The 20,107-nt window shown below is 42.8% G+C and carries 18 protein-coding genes and 1 pseudogene; 12 read left to right on the top strand and 7 right to left on the bottom strand.

What is annotated here, in order from left to right; all coding sequences use genetic code 11:
* Positions 1-134 precede the first annotated feature (134 nt).
* Positions 135-677 (top strand): TetR/AcrR family transcriptional regulator, encoded by a 543-nt coding sequence (locus C1T21_RS18115; protein ID WP_180984611.1) that lies wholly within the window; start codon positions 135-137, stop codon positions 675-677.
* A 118-nt stretch (positions 678-795) separates the two neighbouring features.
* Here the strand turns inward: C1T21_RS18115 and C1T21_RS18110 are convergent, their stop codons facing one another.
* A complete protein-coding gene (locus C1T21_RS18110) occupies positions 796-1,791 on the bottom strand; it encodes a Gfo/Idh/MocA family protein (RefSeq protein ID WP_103049236.1) in 996 nt (331 codons plus the stop codon).
* Between the two features lies 1 nt (position 1,792).
* On the bottom strand, positions 1,793-2,812 hold the full coding sequence (locus C1T21_RS18105; RefSeq protein WP_103049235.1) for a Gfo/Idh/MocA family oxidoreductase: 1,020 nt from the start codon (positions 2,810-2,812) through the stop codon (positions 1,793-1,795).
* 182 nt (positions 2,813-2,994) lie between these two features.
* Here C1T21_RS18105 and C1T21_RS18100 point away from each other — a divergent pair, with 182 nt between their 5' ends.
* Positions 2,995-3,861 carry a MurR/RpiR family transcriptional regulator gene (locus tag C1T21_RS18100; protein WP_103049234.1) on the top strand — a complete coding sequence of 289 codons (867 nt, stop codon included), beginning with the start codon at positions 2,995-2,997 and terminating at the stop codon, positions 3,859-3,861.
* Positions 3,862-3,968: 107 nt separating this feature from the next.
* Here C1T21_RS18100 and C1T21_RS18095 read toward each other — a convergent pair whose 3' ends face one another.
* Positions 3,969-4,274 (bottom strand): ArsR/SmtB family transcription factor, encoded by a 306-nt coding sequence (locus tag C1T21_RS18095; RefSeq protein ID WP_103049233.1) that lies wholly within the window; start codon positions 4,272-4,274, stop codon positions 3,969-3,971.
* Positions 4,275-4,385: 111 nt separating this feature from the next.
* Between C1T21_RS18095 and C1T21_RS18090 the strand changes: the two genes are divergently transcribed.
* Positions 4,386-5,555, top strand: coding sequence for an MFS transporter (locus C1T21_RS18090; RefSeq protein WP_103049232.1), 1,170 nt, complete (start codon positions 4,386-4,388; stop codon positions 5,553-5,555).
* Positions 5,556-5,709: 154 nt separating this feature from the next.
* On the opposite strand, the gene C1T21_RS18085 is transcribed toward C1T21_RS18090, so the two are convergent.
* Positions 5,710-6,837: an NAD(P)/FAD-dependent oxidoreductase gene (locus C1T21_RS18085; RefSeq protein ID WP_103049231.1), complete on the bottom strand. Its 1,128-nt coding sequence runs from the start codon at positions 6,835-6,837 to the stop codon at positions 5,710-5,712.
* Positions 6,838-6,986: 149 nt separating this feature from the next.
* On the opposite strand from C1T21_RS18085, the gene C1T21_RS18080 reads away from it, so the two are divergent.
* The 6 genes and pseudogenes from C1T21_RS18080 to C1T21_RS18055 all read left to right on the top strand — a co-directional run bounded on the left by C1T21_RS18080 (position 6,987) and on the right by C1T21_RS18055 (position 12,555).
* Entirely contained in the window at positions 6,987-7,694 is a 708-nt protein-coding gene (locus C1T21_RS18080; protein ID WP_069289620.1) for a lantibiotic protection ABC transporter ATP-binding protein, read from the top strand.
* 1 nt (position 7,695) lies between these two features.
* Positions 7,696-8,427: a lantibiotic immunity ABC transporter MutE/EpiE family permease subunit gene (locus tag C1T21_RS18075; RefSeq protein ID WP_103049230.1), complete on the top strand. Its 732-nt coding sequence runs from the start codon at positions 7,696-7,698 to the stop codon at positions 8,425-8,427.
* Between the two features lies 1 nt (position 8,428).
* Positions 8,429-9,187 (top strand): lantibiotic immunity ABC transporter MutG family permease subunit, encoded by a 759-nt coding sequence (locus C1T21_RS18070; RefSeq protein WP_103049229.1) that lies wholly within the window; start codon positions 8,429-8,431, stop codon positions 9,185-9,187.
* Positions 9,188-9,224: 37 nt separating this feature from the next.
* The gene (locus tag C1T21_RS18065) at positions 9,225-9,884 is read left to right on the top strand and encodes a response regulator transcription factor (RefSeq protein ID WP_103049228.1); all 660 of its coding nucleotides are present in this window, start codon (positions 9,225-9,227) and stop codon (positions 9,882-9,884) included.
* Positions 9,875-11,272, top strand: coding sequence for a HAMP domain-containing sensor histidine kinase (locus C1T21_RS18060; RefSeq protein ID WP_103049227.1), 1,398 nt, complete (start codon positions 9,875-9,877; stop codon positions 11,270-11,272). The genes C1T21_RS18065 and C1T21_RS18060 overlap by 10 nt, the downstream gene beginning before the upstream one ends.
* 275 nt (positions 11,273-11,547) lie before the next feature.
* Positions 11,548-12,555: pseudogene (locus C1T21_RS18055) on the top strand (aldo/keto reductase).
* 86 nt (positions 12,556-12,641) lie between these two features.
* On the opposite strand, the gene C1T21_RS18050 reads toward C1T21_RS18055, so the two are convergent.
* Positions 12,642-14,693, bottom strand: a complete 2,052-nt coding sequence (locus C1T21_RS18050; RefSeq protein ID WP_103049226.1) for a fibronectin type III domain-containing protein — start codon at positions 14,691-14,693, stop codon at positions 12,642-12,644.
* 508 nt (positions 14,694-15,201) lie between these two features.
* On the opposite strand from C1T21_RS18050, the gene C1T21_RS18045 reads away from it, so the two are divergent.
* Positions 15,202-15,531, top strand: coding sequence for a DUF3817 domain-containing protein (locus C1T21_RS18045; RefSeq protein ID WP_061828314.1), 330 nt, complete (start codon positions 15,202-15,204; stop codon positions 15,529-15,531).
* A 206-nt stretch (positions 15,532-15,737) separates the two neighbouring features.
* Here the strand turns inward: C1T21_RS18045 and C1T21_RS18040 are convergent, their stop codons facing one another.
* Positions 15,738-15,989, bottom strand: a complete 252-nt coding sequence (locus C1T21_RS18040) for a YolD-like family protein (RefSeq protein WP_061828313.1) — start codon at positions 15,987-15,989, stop codon at positions 15,738-15,740.
* Between the two features lie 201 nt (positions 15,990-16,190).
* Positions 16,191-16,760, bottom strand: coding sequence for a TetR/AcrR family transcriptional regulator (locus C1T21_RS18035; protein ID WP_103049225.1), 570 nt, complete (start codon positions 16,758-16,760; stop codon positions 16,191-16,193).
* Between the two features lie 137 nt (positions 16,761-16,897).
* Here C1T21_RS18035 and C1T21_RS18030 point away from each other — a divergent pair, with 137 nt between their 5' ends.
* Together C1T21_RS18030 and nikA are read left to right on the top strand one after the other, a co-directional pair.
* Positions 16,898-18,361 carry a DHA2 family efflux MFS transporter permease subunit gene (locus C1T21_RS18030; RefSeq protein ID WP_180984618.1) on the top strand — a complete coding sequence of 488 codons (1,464 nt, stop codon included), beginning with the start codon at positions 16,898-16,900 and terminating at the stop codon, positions 18,359-18,361.
* Positions 18,362-18,570: 209 nt separating this feature from the next.
* Positions 18,571-20,106: a nickel ABC transporter substrate-binding protein gene (gene nikA / locus C1T21_RS18025; protein WP_103049223.1), complete on the top strand. Its 1,536-nt coding sequence runs from the start codon at positions 18,571-18,573 to the stop codon at positions 20,104-20,106.
* Position 20,107: the final 1 nt, after the last annotated feature.

Below are 20,107 nucleotides of genomic sequence, written 5' to 3'. Positions count from 1 at the left end.
ATTATTGAACTTGTGTCTATTATTATAAGCTGATACAGAATGCTTGCAATTGTTAAATACGCTTGATTTGTTCATTAATAGACATATAAGTTAAAACAGTCAATTATCATTTAGAAGTTTAGGGGTTGAACACAGTGAAAGTAGACAGAAGAATACTCAAAACACAGGAAGCCTTGAAAAAAGCATTAACGGAGTTGATGGCCGAAAAGAGTTTCGACCATATTACGATTCAGGATCTATCCGACAAAGCGAATGTAAGCCGGGGAACCATCTATCTTCATTACGTGGACAAATATGATTTGCTGGATAAGCTGATCGCCGCACACATCAATGAACTTCGAAGATTATGTATTGAATCGGCTCATTTGAGCTTTACAGAGGCCGAAATTGTTTGGTTTGAATATTTTGAGGCTAACTATTTATTTTTCTCCACGATGCTGGTGAGCAAAGGCGCCCCTTACTTCCGCACTCGGTTTCTTGAATTTATGATCGATGAACTCCGGGAAGAGGTCGACATGAATGAAGCAAGAAATCGGGGACTAAACGAAGAAGTGGTTGTCCGTTATGCAGCGTCCGCTGTGGTGGGAATTATGGAGTGGTGGTTTTTGAATGATAAGCCTCTCCCTCCTGTCGAGATGGCAGAGCAAATAGGCATGCTGTTGGACCGGAAATTGTGAATCTGATGAAAAAAAAGAGTAGCAGGCTACTATGTCTGCTACTCTCAAATCAGCGAGTCAGAAGCAACCCTAGCGAGTTGCTACTTTAATATTCAGTTCGTTAACTGATCTAAAAGTATTATAGATCGTGTTTATCAGGGCCAAATACAAGATTGGCGGACTGCTTGGCTTTCTCAATCACATTCATGACCTTCTCGCTGTGTTCAAGCATATCCGAGGCTTTTTCCAAATCTTTCTCCTCGATGATACGGTCAAACTCAACGAATTCGTCATACATTCGATGCGAATGATCTTTTAGGTCCACCCGAATTGGCGTTTCCTTATTCGCAGTGTAATCAAAGCAGTCGCATATATTAGCTGAACTTGCCATGTGTATATAGCCCTTATTGCCTTGAATGTTCACGGCATTGGGGGCCGTACTGTCTTTTGAACCTATGCAGACACACTTGAAATCGCCGTAATCAAGCAGCAGCATACCTGAAGTATCAATTCCACGCTCCATGTTCGCCCAATACTCCACTTTCTTAGGGCTCCCGAAGAATCCAACAACCAAATGAATATTATATAAATTAATATCCATCAAGGCTCCACCAGACATTTCCGGATTAAACGCAGGCTGGATTATTCCCGCTTTGAAAGCTTCATACCGAGATGAGTATTGAGAATAGTTGCATTCAACGATTTTGATCTCACCCAGTTTAGGTAGATACTCCTTCATTGACAAATAATTTTTCAAATATTGATTCGTAATGGCTTCCACCAATACCAGTTTTCTTTCCTGAGCAATTTCTTTTAGCTCTAGAAATTCTTGCAAATTGGAAGTAAACGGCTTCTCACAAATGACATGTTTACCACTCAGTAATGCTTCTTTGGCATATGAATAATGAAGATGATTAGGCAGCCCGATATAAATTGTATCCACCTCACGATTCATCAGCATCTCGCTGTAATTCGAATAAATCTGAGAGATTCCATATCTATGTTGCCAATCCAGTAATTTTTCCTCATGACTAGGTCTAGAACAAATTGCCTTTAATAAAATAGTCGGGATATCCTGAATAAAGCTCAATAGATCCCCTACGATCATCCCTGCTCCGACAATTCCCAACTTCATTTTAGTTGCACTCCTCTATACCTTTTTCAAGTATTTCCATACAAATTATCGTTTCTTCGTCTTTAATCACTTTTTCTTTACCAAGTACGATCGACTGATAGATATCGTCATATACTCGAGCATAGTCTCCCTTTTCAGAAACGACTTTTTCTTCATGATACTCGCCTTTATCATCCAGATATGTTAAGATGCCGTAATGCTCGGGCTGGTCGATGCCGAAATCGGAGTGTCCCTTAGGCAGATAGTATAATTTCAGATGCTCCTCCTGACGATCCTTCGTTTGCTTTATAAAAACGCCTTTTTTGCCGTATACAACAAAACCCGGCCGCTCTTTTAAGCGAAAAAAGCTGGATTTGATGGATACCTTGAGCGAGGGATAATAAAAATCCAGATCAAAGTAATCATTCATTCTTCCAGTACCCAGCAATTGACGAACATCATAATGGATTGTGTCCGGCTTCCCAAAATAGGAAAGAACCTGGTCAATGGTATGAACGCCATGTCCATATAGGTAACTGTTATATTTGGAAAAATGAGAAGTGGAGTTCGGGATCTCAGGGCGATAATAATCGTAATGCATCTCCACCTCTAGCAAATCTCCAAGCTTTCCTGATTCAATAACCTTCTGGGTAGTGAGGAAATCCGAATCGTAACGTCTATTCTGATAGCATTGTATAACCAGATTTTTCTCTTTAGCATATTGGAAGATCGACACGGCTTCTTCTTTGGTTAACATAAAAGGTTTCTCAACAAGTACATTTTTCCCGTGGTCTAGCGCCATTTTTGCATAAGAGTAGTGGGATTCTACAGGTGTACAGATAACAATCAACTGAATCTCCTTATCGTTCATTAGAGATTCAATATTATTTGTATACAGCACATCAGGGATTTTTTTCCACTCCCTTTTATCTGGATTACGGGCGTATATCGTCTTCACTTTCAATTCAGCTCTGTTCAATGAAAAAGGAAGATGATAACGGTTCGTGCTTTTCCCATTTCCAATATAACCGATGGTAAGCATATTATTTCCCCCTTAGGCTCTTTTTCATTTATTATAAAAGAAGAACGTTGATCGTAAAGGATTCGCCACCAAAATGGTACATTCAACCGATTTTTTTTAAAAATGGTTGTTTATTTTTAAACAAAATGTTTATTTCATATTATTTTCCGAACGTTATATTCAATTGAGCCGGGGTGAACCTGTTGAAAATACTGATGCAATTATCAGAAATGCAAAACTTTACACCAAACGAAAAAAGCATTGCATCCTATATTTTACTTCATAAGGAAAGTATCCTGCATTTAAATATTCAGGAGCTTGCAAAGGCAACGTATACTTCGCATTCCGCAATTAATCGATTAACACATAAACTTGGGCTATCGGGCTTCAAGCAGTTTATAATCAAACTTGCTCGGGAGTTTCAGCAGAACACCCAGAACATTTCCAATGTAGACCCCAACTATCCCTTCGGTTTTGATGAATCCCCACTTCAAGTGGCGAAAGAAATTGCAGAATTAATGAAAGAAACGATTGAAAAAAACTTTACATTCATGGATGATGATTCATTGTCGCAAACAGCCCTATTGCTGGATCAAGCGAAAAGGATCTTTATATATGCGTTAGGCGATTCACAAATCCGTGCGAAAAGTTTTCAAAATAAATTGGTGAAAATAAACAAGTATGTGGTTATAGCTACGGAGCTGTCTGAATGGGCTTACCATACGGCTAATCTTACGACACAGGACTGCGCTGTGTTTTTAACTTACCACGGAAAGTCGCCGATTTTTTTAAAAGCAGCACGGCATTTCGCACATGAAAATATCCCTTTTATCACAATTACAGCAACCAATCAAAGTGAATTGGCCAAACTCAGTAATATCTGTATCCGGGTGCCTAATGATGAAGTAAAACATGCCAAGATTGGTACATTTTCGTCGCAAATTGCTTTTGACTATGTATTAAATGTGATCTATTCCTGTATCTATAAAATCGACTACTTGAAAAACATGCAAACCCTAACACAATCGTTGGAGAATTCGCATCTCAATGACATGATGAATGACGTATAGAATAATTGTTCTCCCTCTAACTACAAAATAAGCGGCAACTTATGATTTTATATCGTTGCCTCCGTCAATTAAGGTCTAGTCAGCATCATGCTAACTAGACCTTTGTTTTATTGCTTCAAGCCCATCAGTACAGCCGATAGCAAGCCCGGAAATCGTAAATTCACATCGTCGTACCGTATTGAAATGAAGCGTTGGGTACCCTCTATTCTTGTATGAACGACTCCTGATTCCCGAAGAGCCTTAAAGTGATGGGACAAGGTTGACTTTGGGGCCGAAATATCTATCGAGCTACAGGATTGCTCCCCCTTTTCGTCCAAAATCTTGATGATATTAAGCCGAATCGGGTCACTTAGGGCATATAAAACTGTAGATAGAGTAATTTCATTAACGCTAGGATGATACAGTGTTCTCAAAATCCGTTCACCGCCTGAACAAAGAATTATAGTTGCATTATAACATATTGCAATGTTATATTTCTATTGTTCCAAAATTATCGAACAATAGAACAAATGGAGGAATTAGTTTTGAATAAAATTATCACCTTGTTTTTCTTTATCATGTTTTTCATCGGCACTGATACGTTCATTGTATCGCCTCTTTTACCTATTCTTCGTGAAAGTTTCGGTATTTCTATCGAGCAATCAGGCTGGATCGTTTCGGCCTATGCTTTAGGTTATGCTGTGTTTGCCCTAATTGCAGGACCTTTGTCAGATGAATGGAATCGAAAAAAAGTACTACTGTTCGGCTTGCTTGGTTTTGGTATCTTTACTTTACTTTGCGGCTTTGCCACGGATTTTTGGACCATGTTTGCTTTTCGCTTATTGGCTGGGATTAGCGCCGCTTTCGCGTCGCCTCAAGTTTGGGCTGCCATTCCTCAGCTGGTTCAACCACATAAAGTGTTAAAAACCATGGGGGTTGCTACCGCAGGATTGGCCGTTTCCCAAATGCTGGGTGTGCCCATCGGCAGCTATCTCGCTACCACAGGGTGGCAAACACCTTTTATTATGATTGGTTGCTGCACCTTCTTGATCGTTATTTTGACTGCTGTTCTCTTGCCCTCCTTGCCTGCTTCTGTACAGAAGCATAAGGCTTCCTCTATTGAGAGTAGATATCGTTCATTACTACGCGGATCAACACCTAAGGTCGCTTTTCTTGCCTACCTCCTATTCCAGCTCGGAAATTTTGCTGCTTTCTCTTTTATTGGCACATGGCTTTCCGATAAATTCAGCCTCAATGTTGCAAGTATTGGTACGGTAATTCTGTTCCTTGGTTTAGGAAATACGATCAGCAGCTTATTTGGTAGTAGCCTAGTTAATAAAGTAGGTGCTAGACACTCTTTGAAATATGGCATAATCTTCATCGGCCTGCTTTATTTACTTCTTCCATATTTACCCAGCGTAACTTATGTCGAAATTACATATTTCCTGATCTTCCTCACCCTTGGAATGATTTTTCCACTTATGATGAGTTTGCTTCAAAGCCTGTCTGCTACAGCACGAGGAACAATTTCATCACTTGCCAATTCTTCTATGTATTGTGGTACGGCGGTTGGCTCTTTCACAGCGGGAATGCTATATGCACACTCTGGTGGTTTTATTTCCGTTAGCCTGTTTACTGTGATTTGTTTTAGTATGTCACTTATCTTGTTCTTACGTAGCGGAGTTTTGAACATTAATATGAGTCAATCTCTATAAACTACTCAACGGTTAGATGGTTATCTAATCTTTAAAATGGAAACCTGTAATTGCCCTTTTCGGCTAGCGATATAAGTTCACTTAAAGTTGAGAAAAAAATCTTATATCGCTAAAAAAGCCGCCATTGTGGCGACTTCATTTCTCCGGTCAAGAATCAACTTTCATCTATTGCTTTTCGAATATCATAATCATTGATATCGATATCTAAATTCATTCCAAGTGCCAACTTTGCCAACTGATTTCCAATAAAGGGGCCCATGGTCAACCCGGATGCTCCAAGCCCATTTGCCGCTATAAGACCATCCCAGCCTGGAACAGCTCCGATCACCGGTAGAAAGCCGGGTGTAAAAGGACGGAAACCAACTCTTACCTCCTGAAAAGTGCTGTTTGCTAAATCAGGGGCCAATTCTAAACCTTTGTCCAGAATTTCCTGCATACCACCTGCTGTTACTCTCGTATCGTAACCTTCGATTTCATTTTCGTGAGTTGCCCCTATTACGATCTTCTGTTTATCAAAAGCCAGCAGATATTGATCAGAAGGCGGTATGACTACAGGCCAGGTGCCTGTGTCTTGCCTATTAGGAACCTGCAAATGCATAATTTGTGCTTTTTGATAACTAACCTTAAAATGAATGCCCAAAGGCAGCAGTAGTTGATTGGCCCATGCACCTGCACAAACAATGACCTTGTCAGACGAGAAGCTTTTTGCACCGACCACTACTCCCGTTACATGGACGGACTCATATTGAAGCGTAGCATTTCCTTGTATAAGGACCGCCCCGTTTTTTTGTGCTGATCGGACCAACGCATCCCGCAGCGCACGACCATCTATACGGGCGGCACCGCTAATATGAACAGAATGATAACCTTCTACTAACAAAGGAAACCGTTCATGGGTTTCTTTTTCATTTAGCCGGGTAATTTCACCGATTTCCGGTGCATCCGCTTGTCGTAAGTGTGCCCGCTCCTCCATTTTTTTGATTTTCTCCAAATCATCATGAATACTGAGAGCACCCACTTGAGCATAGCCAGTTTCTGTTTCTCCCTCGCTTTTGAGTTCATCAATCAACCCAGGATAAAAGCGTGCGCCTGCCTTTGCCAGCTGGTACCAAGCCTGATTACGTCGCTGTGATAACCAGGGACAGATAATGCCAGCGGCGGCATCAGTAGCCTGTCCTTTATCTTTACGATCTACAATAATGACATCAGCACCCATTTTTGCTAGATGGTACGCTGTCGATGCCCCCAGAATTCCTGATCCAATTACGATGATCTTCTTCATGATTACATCCCTTTCCTAAATCACTGTATCCATTATAGCGAATAGTGCATGAATGCATAAAGTTTGAAATTAATATTTTAAATCCTTATAAAGTTCTTAGAATTGATCTTTAAAGTAGTTGTCAGAACGAATGAAAAGGATGAAATGATATGGATAACATTATTTTACAGACTAAAAATCTCTGCAAAACCTTCGGACGACAACAGGCGGTGAACAACGTCACACTGTCTATTCAGGAGAATTCCGTCTATGGACTACTTGGCCCAAATGGGGCTGGAAAATCAACCACCTTGAAAATGTTAACCGGTATGCTACGCCCGACATCCGGTGAGATTTTATTTCAAGGAAAACCCTGGTCCCGAAAAGATCTTGCTCAGATCGGTGCACTGATCGAATCCCCTCCACTCTATGAGAATTTGACAGCTAGAGAGAACCTCAAAGTTCGTACAACGTTGCTGGGATTGCCTGATTCGCAGATTGATGAAGTGCTGAACATGGTTGATTTGACCCATACCGGGAAAAAGCGCTCGGGCCAGTTCTCGATGGGTATGAAACAGCGGCTGGGCATTGCCATTGCTCTCCTCAATCATCCCAAGCTATTGATCTTAGATGAGCCAACCAACGGACTAGATCCCATTGGTATTCAGGAGCAACGTGAGTTGATTCGTTCCTTCCCGAAGCAAGGAATTACCGTAATTCTTTCCAGTCATATTTTATCCGAAGTCGAACAAATCGTTGACCATGTCGGTATCATTGCCGGCGGCGTATTAGCTTATCAAGAGGCGGTCACTCCAGGACAAAACCTGGAATCGTTGTTCATGCAGATTGCACAGGAATACCGAAAAGGGGATGAGTAGGATGCAGCAATATATAGCCGCCGAACATCTAAAATTAAAGCATACCTTCACAAAAAAGTTGGTCTGGCTTGCCCCCATCGCTACTCTTCTTCTGTGTACCGTACTCATGGGGGGACGTATGCTCCAAAGCGCCAGCTACAATTGGTGGTATTTCATGCTGCTGCCAGGTGCCCTCACCTTAATGTGCTCAGGAGTGATCCAAAAGGATGGCAAGAAGCTGAAATACCGTGCTGTCCTCGGCATGGCTGTAGATTTGGCTCAGGTATGGTACGGTAAAATCGGGGTTTGCGTAAGACTCTTAATGGTTTCCTTTATTGTCCTATTTATAGGGATAACTCTTGGCGGATTCGTATTCTCAACTTCTGTAACACTAGCAGGAAGCGTTGCTGCAACTCTAATCCTCTTCATCACCTTTTTGTGGCAAGTTCCACTTTGCCTGTTCCTGACGGACCGAATAGGCATGTTTGCCACTCTAATTATTAACATGCTGGGCAACGTATCTTGCACCATTTTGTTCGCTACGTCCTCTGTGTGGTGGGCGGTCCCTTATGCTATTCCAGCCCGATTAATGTGCGCCGTCATTAAAGTGCTACCTAATGGGCTTGCCGTTCCTTCAGGAGATCCGCTTTTGGATAAAGGCGTGATTGTGCCCGGCCTAGTGATCACAATCTGCCTGTTTATAATTCTGTCGATACTGACGGCGATGTCCTTCCGCAAGCGGGAGGCTAAATAAGATGATTTCTTTTTTCCGCTATCTGAAATCCGATGTGCTTAAACTTAGAAGGCAGCCCTTACTGCTTGTGCAGCTGTTTGTGCCGCTTTTAGGCATAGCAATCTTTCTAGCCTATTATTCCTTTACTCCGTATTCACCGATTTCAAAGGTGGACGGCTATTTGCAGGTCTTGGCCGTGGTTCTTCCTACCATGATTGGTATTGTCTGCTCCATTGCTGTTGAGCAGGAGGCAGTCGCTGGCAATTTCCAGCAGCTATTGATCTCGCCAGTGAAGTTGCTACCGTTCATGAGCAAGCTCAGCCTGCTCATGATCTTGGGATTTGGCAGTGTGCTGCTTGCCTCTGGCGGTTTTGGGGCTGGCTTTCTATATCTTTTGAAAGAGTCTCCGTATGACATGGAGTTCTTTGTGCTTGCTGCCTGCATTCTGTTTATGTCCAGTATATTCCTTTATTTTCTGCATTTTTTTATTAGTTTGCGGTTCGGCAAAGGAGCTTCCATCGGCCTCGGCATTGTAGAGAGCTTGTTGTCCGCTTTGCTTCTTACAGGTCTGGGGGAAAAGAATTGGATATTCTTCCCCTCTGCTTGGGCGGCCCGGTTCGTCACGATCTGGGTGCAATACAGCGTAAGCTCAGTAGACGCTATTCCTGAAGCTATACAGCTTGATTCGGGAATCAGATATTGCGTAGTGGGGACTTTAGCGATCATGGTATTATTAGGTTTATGGATTTGTCATTGGGAAGGACAACATTCGTTGGATTAAGAATTGAAGTTAAGAAAGTAAGGGAAGTGAATAAAGTATGGCAAACTTGTTGGCCGTTGATGATGAACCCGCCGTTTTGGCACTCCTTCAAAATATTTTGCAGAAAGATGGCCATGTTGTCACGGTGGTCTCCGCCTCCCCACAGGTTCTCACCATGCAGCTCGGAGCATTTGACCTTATCCTGCTTGACGTGATGATGCCTATCTTGGACGGATTCACACTCTGCCGAGAAATTCGCAGCAAGGTAGACTGTCCAATACTGTTTCTCACCGCAAAATCCATGGAGAACGATGTGATGTTGGGGCTTGGGGAAGGGGCCGACGATTATATTGTCAAGCCGTTCGGGGCTGGAGAGCTGCGCGCACGAATCAACGCCCATCTCAGACGGGAGAATCGTGAACGGCGTAATGTATTCTGCATCGGGGAAGTTCATTTCAATCTGTCCGGCAAGGAAATCACCGTTCAGAATGTTGTAGTCCCGTTTACCAAAAGCGAATATGAGATATGTAAGTTTCTAGCGCTGAACTGGGGACAGGTGTTCCCTAAAGAGCAGATTTACGAAGCTGTCTTCGGCTTGGATGGGGACAGCGATTCCGCCACCATCGTGGAGCATATCAAAAATATCCGAATCAAGCTTGGCAAAGTAGAGGTTTCGCCAGTGGAGACGGTTTGGGGGATCGGGTACCGATGGAAGTAACCAAAGTACAGCAAGCACGCAAGACAACCAAACTACGAACCATTTTTCTGGGTTATTTAGTTATGTTCTGTATCGGGACGATTGCGCTCGCTCTGTTCCTGGTTCTCATCTTCTATGTCCTGATGTCTTATGGAACCATTCTTCCCGCGAACTATGCGGAGAAGCAGGTACGGGAGGACAAGTCAATCATTGAAGCGGGCAAGATCCTGCAGCCGGATTCTCAGATAAAACTGTACAAGTACGCGTTATTCACTTCGGAAGGCCGCCTCATTGAGGGAAACCTTTCTGAAAAGCAGGCTCAAACTGCTTGGAGTGTTACGCAGCAGAACGATACTGCTTATCAATTTCCCTATAACTATGTAAAAGTCTCACATCATGATGAAGTTACTGTGATGCGCTATTCTGTCTCGGCTCAGTTTGAACTTCCTATCCTGCGTCAATACCTGCCGAACGCGGAATTGTCCTTTTTTGCCGTGTTCTGTATCGCCTTTCTGGGGGGAGGTGCCTTGCTGGCTTCCTCCTTCGGACGAAAGCTGGCACGTAAGATGAGTGGATTGCAGCAGGCCACCAAACAAATTCAAGCACAGGATCTGGACTTCTCAATCGAATTCAGTGGCGTGATGGAGATCGATCAGGTCCTCCATTCCATGGATAAAATGAAAGAAACGTTAAAGACTTCGCTTCAGAAACAATGGAATCTCGAAAGATCCCGGCGCGAGCAAATATCCGCCCTAGCACACGATGTCAAAACACCACTCACTATCGTTCGTGGAAACGTAGAGCTGCTGTCCGAGACCGATCAGTCCGAAGAGCAAAAGAACTATACGGATTATATATCGGAAAGCACCAAACAGATGGAGCAGTACATTAAGACTCTTATTGAAATTTCAAAAGCGGAAACACTAGTCACCCTGCGGGCGGAAACGATGGATGCTGACTTCTATTTAACGAAAGTGAAAGATCGGATAATGGCCTTGGCTGCTGTCAAAAAAATATCTGTAGCATTCGCTGCATATAACCTCCCTAAGACGCTGTATGCAGATCCAGTTCTACTTGAGCGAGCCATTATGAATGTTGCTTCTAATGCGGTAGATCAGGCGCCTGAATATAGCGAGATCCAGCTGACCGTAGAGTCTGTGGAAGACTGCATTCGGTTCAGCATCTTAGACGAAGGCCCAGGCTTCTCTCCGGAAGGCCTCAAACAGGCCGCCGAGCAGTTCTATATGGGTGACTCGTCCAGAAGATTAAGTGGACATTACGGTATGGGCCTGTATATAACAAAATCCATTGTCAATCTACATGGCGGAAAGTTGATTATTGCCAACTCCACCCAAACAGGCGGCGGACAGGTAAGCATTAAAATTCCAATTAGTTCATTACCGATGTGATCATCAAATACAAAAAGTAAATCATCAACTATTCAACTAATACAATCACATATATGTAGACAAAAATACAGGCAACCCCATTTGGGGTTGCCTGTATCGCATTCGAAATCATAAACACAATAGTTGTGTTCCCTCCATTGCTACCACCTTCGAGTCTCAGATCAATAATATATCACATCCAGATTATGCTCGATAACGACAATGGTATTCCCCTCCTCGGTCAGCACTTGGATAATTGATTGCTATGTGTCTTGCTGAACAGGTGATGCTTCTTTATGAAAAACTGTAAAATAAAAAATAGCAAAGCCTATAATCCATATGCCCAGAATCAAATAGCAATAGGAAAAACAGGATTAAAAGCATTTAAACTTGGTTTTGGAGCAGGTGTGGTAGGTAATTCAATGATGTATCCAAAAGTCGATGATACTCTAAGCCGACAATTAATTAGGACTGCCCTTGAAAAAGGAATCAATTTCATTGATACCGCATTTCTGTATGGAATGGGTCACTCTGAGGAGTTAATCGGTGAAGCCATCCGGGATTATGGTGGCCGTGAACATCTTGTAATCTCTACTAAATCTTCTTCTAACCCCCAATTTAATCAAGGCCATCTGGAAGTCGACAATAGTCCAGCTGCATTACGTAAGGCTGTGGATGACAGCCTAATGAGATTACAGACAGACTATGTTGACATTTTCTTTCTTCATTTTCCCGATAGCCGTACCCCGCTGGCTGAAGCTGCTGACACACTTGCAGAGCTGAAGAAGTCAGGGAAAATCAAAGCCATTGGCGCTTCAAATTTAAGCTTTGAGCAGCTTCAGGCTTTTAATGCTAATAAGCACTTGGATGTTCTTCAAGCTGAATACTCACTACTGGTTCGTCATGCAGAAGCCGACGTTATTCCTTATTGTCTAGAGCACGAAATTTCACTGATTCCTTTTTTCCCGCTCGCATCAGGTCTGTTGGCCGGTAAATATAAGAAGAATGATGTTTTTAATGACACTTCACGAATGAATAATCCTTTATTTCAAAAAGAAGCGTTTCTAGCAAATTTGGAACGCGTGGATCGATTCAAAGCATTCGCGAAAGACTAGGGTGCAGATCCTGCACAGATTGCGCTAGCTTGGCTATTAACGCGTCCAGCCGTTGATCTAATTATTCCAGGTGCAACCAAGCCTGATCAAATCGAGTCCAATCTTCAAACTCTGGGTGTTCGGCTAACAAGTGACGAGCTTAAGCAACTCGATATTCTTCTCAATCAAGATAACTTGTTTACAGAGTAACAGTTTGTCATTGTTTTACATACACTTCTTAATACACAAAAAGGGTTCTAAAGTGAAAACTCTAGAACCCTTTTTTGCAGAAGCATTTATTTTGTAATCGTAATTTGTTTGGATGCAGTATTATAGTTCACCTGATACCCCGAAAGCTCGCTAATCACTCGTAATGGAACCAGCGTGTAGCCGTTAACAATAACCGGAGCTGTGATGTTCGTCGAATAACTCCGGGAGTTGTTTAACTCATACACGGCAAGGGTCGAATTCTTGACTTGAAGCACTACTTGTTTGCCGTCTGTAGGTCGAGTCAGAATGATCTTTTTGGTCGCCTTTTCATAATTTACTTCGTAACCTATCCGTTCACTGATAAAGCGCAGCGGGACCATCGTCGCCCCATTTATGATTCGCGGAGCCTGAGCCATCGTCGTAGCACGACCATCGACATAAGCTGATTTAGCTCCTGGTGTCAGGGTGAACGAAGTTGAATATGAGGAAACCGCATTGTTAGGGTATGAGGACGTTGTACCAGAAGTTGTTGTTGTAGAACTCGTCCCGGATGATGAACTACTGGTACCAATCGCTCTATTGCGAATAGCTTCTAACCGATCCAGCAAATCGCTTTTACGGGTTCCGCTCGGCAGATCACTGATTGCATCTCTGGCAGAACGCCAGTCCGAGGCATTCAGACTGTTTTCTGCAATTCGCATCAAATCTCTCGCTTTCTCATAATTCGATGAACTAGATGACGAAGAAGAATAGTATCCATCCGAATCCGTGCGTTCTGATATCTTTACACCGCTAGATTCTCTTCCATTACTATTAACAGTCACGACCTTAATCTCATACCAGCGTCCTTCTCGCAAATCCGTGATTTTATAGGACTCAGAGCTTGTAGTTCCCTCATAATCTCCATCAACATATATCTTCACCTTGTCGGCTTTACTCGGCATATCGTAGGTGATTTTGATCCAGGTGTCACTTTTGCTATCTACTTCAAGATTGGACACTTCTGACGAATTGGAGGACGTACTGTCCGTTGTGGCAGTCAGTCTCACACCGGAGGACAATGCACCTGTGCTTCGCTTGGACCTAATCGTGAACGAATAGGCCTGCCCTGAAGAAAGATTGTTGAATGTATAGGATGTTCCTGATGAATCGGTTACCAGTTGCCCGTCCTTATACAGACTCACTGTACTAATTCCGCTGGGTCTCGTCCAGGAAACAGTGACGCTATAGTTATTAACTGATGTCACTGAAGCTCCTGTCACTTCGGGCACTGTATCGACGGTAAGCGCTGAGGTCGTAACCGGAATACTGATTCCTCCAGAGATGTTGCCGGATTTGTCAATAGTCTTGACCAGAACTGTATAATTTGTGGAAGCAATCAATCCACTGAACGTATAGGACGTCCCTGTAGTTCGTTGCACTTCCTTACCATTTAAATAGATGATCGCTTGGCTCAGGTCAGCATCCTTAGGCAATATGTAATTTACGGTAAAAGCGTTATATCCGACATTCGTCGCTGTCAGCCCGCTTACCTCTCCCGGAGGTGTCTTATCTACAGGGACATCAATGGAAGCCGTTTTGGCCTGTACTGTCGTACCTTGTGATTCATCTCCGCTCTTATTCACCGTCTTCACTCGAAAGGTATAGGTCGTATTCGGCTGTAAACCGCTCAACATATAAGAGTTACTTCTAATATTATCTACATACACATCGTTAGTGACACCAACCACTTTTACATGGTCGAAATTAAGGTCCGACGGATTGGTCCAGGACAAATATACTTTTGTTGTTTCTGTAGGAACCGCTGTCAGATTGCTTACCTCTGCCAGCGCGATATTCGCAGTAACCATTTGGCTCGACATTACTTTTAGCATTTGGTTGAGATAGGTGTTCTGACCATAACCTTTGGTTAACGTAGTCACTTTCGTGCCTGAAGTAACCGGCACATGACGACCTTGAGCGGTTGCTAATTTCGTATGTAACTGTGCTGTATTCAGGCCTGTTAGGTTTGAGTTATGCCTTTCAGTCGACAACGCGCTAGCCACTGCATCGGGTGCCAAAATGCCATATCCCGTATTCAAAATCAGTGTAGCCGTTGCGAATGGAGCCATCCATTGACGCAAACGTTTTTTATTCATAATCTATGCTCTCCTTGATACCAGTATGGAAATTTTATTTGTCAAAACTAATAAGTCAAGCTTACAAACCCTTCTGCTGCAATCCAGCTCTTAAAATTAACACTATAATGTACAGACATTCATTTAACTGTTATCGGAATTTCTATACAAAATGTTTAGGCTTCACACTAGCTTTTTTACAGATAGGGGTCGCGCAAACAATATATGCTAAGCCTTCGAACTACACCAGCTTAGTGTTTTTTCTTACTCCAAGCCATCTTTCTAAGCCCCATTGTTTGTTGCAACAATTTAAACGAAATTACGATTATCGTTTCCGGGGACGCTAAGCTGTGGGACGTTGGAATCAGCGAAATGAAGCATTGGTGGGAGATACTTCAATCATGTGAAAGCTCTGACATAACCTTTGGATTCAGCTATAAATATTCGATATATCGTAACTTTCTACCGTTTAATAACATTGCATTATAGGATATATTAAATTTTAAGCAATAGGAGAAGGAGGTGTATTATGTTCAAAAATGCCTTTAAGATGTTTGGTGTCATTGGTAATATTGAAGCGATTTCATATCTGCTGCTTGTGTGTATCGCTATGCCACTTAAATACGCAGCTGGAATGCCACAAATGGTAAGCTGGGTGGGTATGATCCATGGGGTACTGTTCGTTGCCTATGTTGTAGCGACTGTGGTCATGCTGATTCTGCGAAAAATAACGCTACTGCAAAGTCTTGCAGCCTTGATTGCATCGCTGTTGCCGTTTGGTCCCTTCATTTTTGATCGTAAGGTGCTTAAGAAAGCCGAAGCACGTGCCAGTCATACCAGCCCGATAAAAGCTACATAAGCATGTACAAGGGCAAGTGCCAATACAACAACGCGGCTTTCTCTTCCCACTCATGCAGCAGTATACAAAAACAACCGATGGCTCTAAACCACTCGGTTGTTTTTGTATACGCGAATTGTAAATTGTTACTTTCCCACGCAGTAAGGGAGACTCTAACTTTGTCATTCTTTTCTTCCCTATCTGCTATATTTATGTAATCACAACAACTAATCTCTCGGGTAATTTACACTCATAATATCCATAAAAGGAACTTTATCCGTTTCTCCATTACTCTCTACATGAACCTTTCCTGTTCTCGGGTCCATTTTAACAATTTGTCCACGGGTTGTTTCTTCGCGTCCCCATACGGTCAATACAACTTCAGATTGCTCTCGTTGTGCTTCTACAAGCTGATTCCCGATTTCCTCCAGTACAAATTCATCCCGAGTAGGCCGTTTGGGTACCTTCGCTTTTGCCACTTGCTATCACCCTTCCTTCACTCAAAATCAAAATCAAATTCATTCCATTTTACCATACTTTTCATCATTTGGTGCTGGTAATGTGAGTAAAATTACGTCTCAGAACCACAAAAAAGCCGAGTTCTCAAAAACGAGAACATCGGCTCTCTAAAGTTACTTGTTGGAGCTCATTAGGAGAGATTGAAAATTGAAGAGACAGGATTATTTGACCAACTGTGGAATGTAATCCACGATATTATAAATAGGAGCACTGCTCTGTTGCGTAACGGCCAAAATTAATGCACCTTCGAGCATCGAAATGATAAGTACCGCCAGACTGTGTGCCTTTTCCTCGTCCCAGCCCGATTCCTGAAGACGCTCCATATAAATGCGCTGCCAATCTGCAAATGTATTCACACAAGCATGACGTAGCGATTCGCTAATACAGGAAGTTTCCGCAGCAGCCCAGAAGCCAATCGGCATGAAGTCGTTAAAGCCGGTACGGTCTGCTTCCTCAGCTGTATTACGAATAAAATCCTGAATGGCTAGTACTGGATTATCATTCCCGTCCAGTGTCTGTTTTAATTTTTGCTTTATAAACTCATTCCCTCTTCTTATGCACTCCAAAGCCAATTCTTCTTTACCACGCGGAAAATAATAATAAAGTGACCCTTTCGGTGATCCACTCTCCGCAAGAATCTGATTCAGTCCGGTCGCGTGATACCCCTGATGAAAAAAGAGCTTCGATGCGGTTTGTACGATATTCTCGTATGATTCGGGTTTAGCAGCCATATACAGCATCCTTCATTATATAATATTTGAAACTTTTACTTTGACAAAAAAATAACAACATGTTTATTATATATAGACCGATTGTTATAATTCAACACTATTAATTTATTTGGAGGAACAAAAACAACATGAGTACAATGAGTCAAACAAGTTCACCCTCTGAACCCAAAACGTTCAAGGTGCTACCTATTATGATTGCGCTGCTCCTTAGCGGCTTTATTGGGATGTTCAGTGAAACGGCACTTAACATTGCACTGAATGATTTGATGCAGATTTTGCATATTACAACTGCAACAGCCCAATGGCTGACAACCGCTTATCTGCTTACACTCGGTATTTTAGTACCTGTATCGGGATTGCTGATTCAAACCTTTACGACAAGACAGCTGTTTGTGACATCGTTGCTATTCTCAATAGCCGGTTGTCTCGTTGCCGCACTTGCACCTACTTTTACAGTGCTATTGATCGCACGTATTCTTCAGGCCATTGGTACGGCGTTGTTATTGCCATTGATGTTTAACACCATCTTGATCATTTTCCCGGCTGAAAAGAGAGGCGCGGCTATGGGGATCATCGGATTGGTCATTATGTTTGCACCTGCGGTGGGACCTACCATTGCAGGACTGGTACTGCAAAATCTGTCTTGGCACTGGATCTTCTGGATCTCCCTTCCATTCTTGGTTCTCTCGCTGATCTGCGGTGTTTTATTTATGCAAAACGTTTCAAAAACGACCAAGCCCAAAATTGATTTTTTATCTATCCTATTGTCTTCCATTGGCTTCGGCGGTGTCGTGTTTGGTTTCAGTAAATCCGGAGAAGGTGGCGAAGGTTGGGCTAGCCCGGTTGTTTTGCTTCCTGTAATCATCGGTCTGGTATCGTTGATTCTGTTCTCTGTACGCCAGTTGAAAATGAAGCAACCTATGTTGAATTTGCGTGTGTTTAAATATCCAATGTTTGTTATTGGCGTTATCATGGTATTCCTATGTATGATGACGATCCTTTCTACAATGCTGATTCTTCCACTCTTTTTGCAAAAAGGGCTGGCTCTGTCTGCTCTAACAGCAGGTTTGGTACTTCTGCCTGGTGGGATTATCAACGGTCTCTTGTCTCCCATTATGGGCTCCCTATTCGATAAATTTGGTCCCAAATGGCTTGTCATTCCAGGACTTGTGATTGTAGCTGCTGTTTTGTTTTTCCTGTCTGGCATTACAACAACTTCAACTCTCGTACTCATTATTGTGCTTCATAGTTGCTTGATGATCGGCATTTCCATGATTATGATGCCAGCTCAGACAAACGGACTTAACCAGCTCCCTATGGATCTATACCCAGACGGAACGGCCATTATGAGCACGCTCCAACAAGTTGCTGGTGCTATTGGTACAGCCGTAGCGGTAAGCATTCTCTCGAAGGGCATGGACAGCTATTTGAGCCAATCCAGTATGCCTGAATCGGTAAATGAAATGGCCAATGCCATGGCAATCGGATCACAAAATTCATTTTTCTTTGCGATGATCATCAGTGTGATCGGGTTGATCCTTGCGTTTTTCATCCGTAGAGTTCATGTTGAACATGGCACTGCCAAAGCACCCATGCATTAATTCATAAATTTTTAGCCATTCCAAATTAAACATTTCTAAATATACTTAAAGGCTGCTAACCATCTCACTATTGGTTATGCAGCCTTTTTTCATATGAATTTACATACACATTCATCAATTACATATTTACAAACCTCCTTCATTTGGTTACGATATGGTTTATGAATTAAAGCGTAAAAATTACGATTACTATTAAGGAGGACTCCCTGTTGTTTAAGCGTTCGTATTTTAAACTATTTATACCTGCGGTAATGGCGGTGATGATGGCAGCCTGCGCTTCATCTCCGTCAGCTTCACCCTCTCCATCTGCTGCACCACAAGATAAAAGTGTCACCTTATTGTTTAACGTGCAAAGCCCTTCTATAGACCCTCATTCAGATGTAAATTACACAGCTGTTCGTGCTGGAGTAAGTGAAACACTGATCAAAGTGAACAAGGATCTCAAGCTGGAAGCTTGGCTTGCAGAGAAATGGGACAGCAAGGACGGACAGCACTGGACCTTCAACATCCGACCAGGTGTGAACTTCCACAGCGGTAAAGCCGTCAATGCCGCTGCTGTCAAAGCTTCTTTGGAAAGAGCGTTAAAGCTCAATCCATCGGTCAAAAATGCGCTACATATCCGTGATATTCATGCGGATGGACAGATTTTGACCATTACGACAGACAAGCCTTTCCCAGAATTTGTGTCTGAGCTGGTTCATCCGAATACGGCTATTATAGACACCACAGCTACAGGTGACCTCCCATCAGGGACGGGACCGTTCAAGGTTGCCAGCTTCCGTGCTGGAAGTGAACTGAATTTAGATCGCAATGAACAATATTGGAACGGTGAAGTAAAGTTGAAACATGCCAAATTCATGTTTAACGAAGACGCCAATGCGCGTCAGCTTGCTTTTCAAGCCAAAACAGCTGATATTGTGTATCGCCCGCCAATTGAAAGCTTGGAGCTATTGAAAGCTGATTCTAATGTTAAGGTAGACTCGCTTCCTAGTTTGCGAACGCATCAACTGATTTACAATATGAACAATAACGATCTGAAAAAGACGGCTGTGCGTAAAGCATTCGATAACCTGATCAACCGGGATGAGATTGCCAGTGGTATCATGTCTGGTCAGGGAACCCCTGCTCAAGGCCCGTTCTTGTCCGACTTTCCTTTTTCACCGAAATATATTACGAAACAGTTTGATTTGAATGCTGCACGAGAAGGCTTCAAGCAAGCTGGATATACAGTGCAGAACGGAAAAGTTGCGAACCCCGACGGCAAGCCGCTTCATCTTACATTGCTAACTTACCAGTCGAGAGCGGAGCTTCCACTCATTTCCCAGCTGATTCAGGCTAACGCTAAAGAACTTGGCATTACGATTGATATCCGTCAGGTTGATAATATTGACGAATATCTTGCCGCTCATCAGGATTGGGATTTAGCGACTTATAGTAGCATTACAGCCCCGCGCGGCGATGCAAGCTATTTTCTGAATGCGGCTTACATGCCTGAAGGAGCACTGAATTATGGGCGTGTGCATGTACCAGAACTCTCGGGTATGATTTCACAGCTGAACACAACCGTGAATGAGGAACAACGCAACAAGCTGGCGCTGAAGGCTGTCACGCTGATTGACCAACAAAATCTGCAATCCTTTCTGGTCCATCCAAACAACGTAGTGGCCTATCGCGATTACGTACATAACTGGGTAACTAGTCAAAGTGAATACTACTTGCTGACCCAGGACCTGGATGTGAACTAGC

The organism is Paenibacillus sp. F4, from assembly GCF_002894905.1.
In the GTDB taxonomy this organism is placed as follows: domain Bacteria; phylum Bacillota; class Bacilli; order Paenibacillales; family Paenibacillaceae; genus Paenibacillus; species Paenibacillus polymyxa_B.
Note: the sequence above shows the minus strand (reverse complement) of the source record. Positions and strands in the feature narration are given on the sequence as shown.

What these genes read in the sequence shown, in the direction of transcription:
- C1T21_RS18030 (WP_180984618.1), top strand. Translation starts at nt 16,898, where the DNA reads ATGAGTCAAACAAGTTCACCCTCTGAACCCAAAACGTTCAAGGTGCTA.
- C1T21_RS18085 (WP_103049231.1), bottom strand. Translation starts at nt 6,837, where the DNA reads ATGAAGAAGATCATCGTAATTGGATCAGGAATTCTGGGGGCATCGACA.
- C1T21_RS18105 (WP_103049235.1), bottom strand. Translation starts at nt 2,812, where the DNA reads ATGCTTACCATCGGTTATATTGGAAATGGGAAAAGCACGAACCGTTAT.
- C1T21_RS18045 (WP_061828314.1), top strand. Translation starts at nt 15,202, where the DNA reads ATGTTCAAAAATGCCTTTAAGATGTTTGGTGTCATTGGTAATATTGAA.
- C1T21_RS18035 (WP_103049225.1), bottom strand. Translation starts at nt 16,760, where the DNA reads ATGGCTGCTAAACCCGAATCATACGAGAATATCGTACAAACCGCATCG.
- C1T21_RS18075 (WP_103049230.1), top strand. Translation starts at nt 7,696, where the DNA reads ATGCAGCAATATATAGCCGCCGAACATCTAAAATTAAAGCATACCTTC.
- C1T21_RS18050 (WP_103049226.1), bottom strand. Translation starts at nt 14,693, where the DNA reads ATGAATAAAAAACGTTTGCGTCAATGGATGGCTCCATTCGCAACGGCT.
- C1T21_RS18070 (WP_103049229.1), top strand. Translation starts at nt 8,429, where the DNA reads ATGATTTCTTTTTTCCGCTATCTGAAATCCGATGTGCTTAAACTTAGA.
- C1T21_RS18060 (WP_103049227.1), top strand. Translation starts at nt 9,875, where the DNA reads ATGGAAGTAACCAAAGTACAGCAAGCACGCAAGACAACCAAACTACGA.
- C1T21_RS18065 (WP_103049228.1), top strand. Translation starts at nt 9,225, where the DNA reads ATGGCAAACTTGTTGGCCGTTGATGATGAACCCGCCGTTTTGGCACTC.
- C1T21_RS18080 (WP_069289620.1), top strand. Translation starts at nt 6,987, where the DNA reads ATGGATAACATTATTTTACAGACTAAAAATCTCTGCAAAACCTTCGGA.
- C1T21_RS18110 (WP_103049236.1), bottom strand. Translation starts at nt 1,791, where the DNA reads ATGAAGTTGGGAATTGTCGGAGCAGGGATGATCGTAGGGGATCTATTG.